Annotated in this window: 1 protein-coding gene; it reads left to right on the top strand. The window is 74.8% G+C overall.

The annotated features are described in order from the left end of the window. Nucleotides 1–1,681, top strand: a 1,681-nt coding sequence (locus OEY_RS0115155) for a UvrD-helicase domain-containing protein (protein WP_010594701.1), incomplete at both ends; no start/stop codon positions are given.

Below are 1,681 nucleotides of genomic sequence, written 5' to 3'. Positions count from 1 at the left end.
CCGTGGCAGGTGCTGGGCGGTCCCGGGACGGGAAAGACGGCGCTGCTCGTGGACCTGGCCGTCGCCCGGATCGTCGCCGGCGCCGACCCGGAATCGGTGCTGGTGCTCACCCATTCGCGACGCGCCGCCACCGAGGTCCGCGAGGCGATCACCGCCGGGTTGCTCCGCGCGGGGGTGGCTGGCGGCGGTCCCCGCGCCACGCGGGAGCCACTGGTGCGCACCGTCCACTCGTACGCGTTCGCGGTGCTGCGGCTGCAGGCGTCCACACACGGCAACCCGCCGCCGCGCCTGATCACCGGAGCCGAGCAGGACGCCGTCCTGCGCGAGTTGTTGCGCGGAGATCTCGACGACGGCGCAGGAATGTGGCCCGAGCGGCTGCGGCCCGCGCTCGGCATGACCGGTTTCGCAGTGGAGCTGCGGGACCTGATGCTGCGCGCCAACGAACGCGGTCTCGGCCCGGAGGACCTGATCGAGCTCGGGCAGCAGCGATCGCGACCGGAATGGGTCGCCGTCGGCGAGTTCGCCGCCCGGTACGAGCAGATCATGCTGCTGCGCGGTGCCGTGGGCATGGAGGCCCCCGAGGCCACCGCGCCCGCCCTCGACGCCGCCGAACTCGTCGGTGCCGCCCTCGCCGCATTCGTCACCGATCCGGACCTGCTCGCGCGGGAACGCTCCCGGATCCGGCACCTGCTCGTCGACGACGCGCAACATCTCGATCCGCAGGCCGCGCAGTTGGTGCGCGTCGTCGGCCTCGGCACCCGCACCACCACCATCGCCGGTGACCCGGACCAGGCGGTCTTCACCTTCCGCGGTGCCGACCCGGCCTTTCTCGCCTCGCTCGCCGACGACGACCCGAGCCGCCGCGTGGTGCTCGGAACCAACCATCGCGCCGCCCCGGAGGTGGCAGAACTCGTCGGCCGGATCACCCGGCGGCTCTCCGGTCTCCCGCCGCACCGCGGCGCACCCGCCGTCCCCTCGGACGATCCGGGAACCGTGCGGGTCCGGGTGCTGCCGACGCCGGCGAAGGAGGCCGCGCTCGTCGCAGACACGCTGCGCCGCGCCCACCTCGTCGACGGGGTGCCGTGGTCCCGCATGGCCGTCGTGGTGCGGTCGGTGCCGCGTTCGCTCGCTCCGCTGCGGCGGGCCCTGCTGGCCGCCGGGGTGCCGGTGACCACAGCTGCATCCGAGCTTCCGCTGGCCCGCCAGCACGGGGTCGCCGGACTGCTGCTCGTGCTGCGGGCGCTGTCCGGGCTGCCGTTCGGTGGTGAGGAGGCGCTCGCCCTGCTGTCCGGTCCCGTCGGCGGAGCCGAACCGGTCGCGCTGCGCCGCCTGCGCCGGGGCCTGCGCCGGGTCGAACTCGCCGCCGGGGGCGACCGTGACTCGGCCGAACTGCTGCGGCTGCTGCTCGTCGACGACGAGAGCGAGGACGCCGAACGGCTCGTGCACGGCCTCACCGACGTCGAGGCGGCGCCGCTGAAGAAGGCGCAGTCCGTGCTGCGCAAGGCACGGGACGCCGCGCGCCGCGGCGGCGGGATCGAGGACGTGCTGTGGGAGGCGTGGCAGGCCACCGGCCTCGAACGCAAGTGGTCCGCGGCATCCGAACGCGGTGGACCCGTCGGCGCGCAGGCGGATCGCGACCTCGACGGCATCGTGGCGCTGTTCGACGCCGCCGCCGACTACG

This window comes from Rhodococcus sp. P14 (assembly GCF_000256505.1).
GTDB lineage: Bacteria > Actinomycetota > Actinomycetes > Mycobacteriales > Mycobacteriaceae > Rhodococcus > Rhodococcus ruber.
The sequence above is the reverse complement of the archived record's forward strand: the minus strand, read 5'-3'. Positions and strand labels throughout refer to the sequence as shown.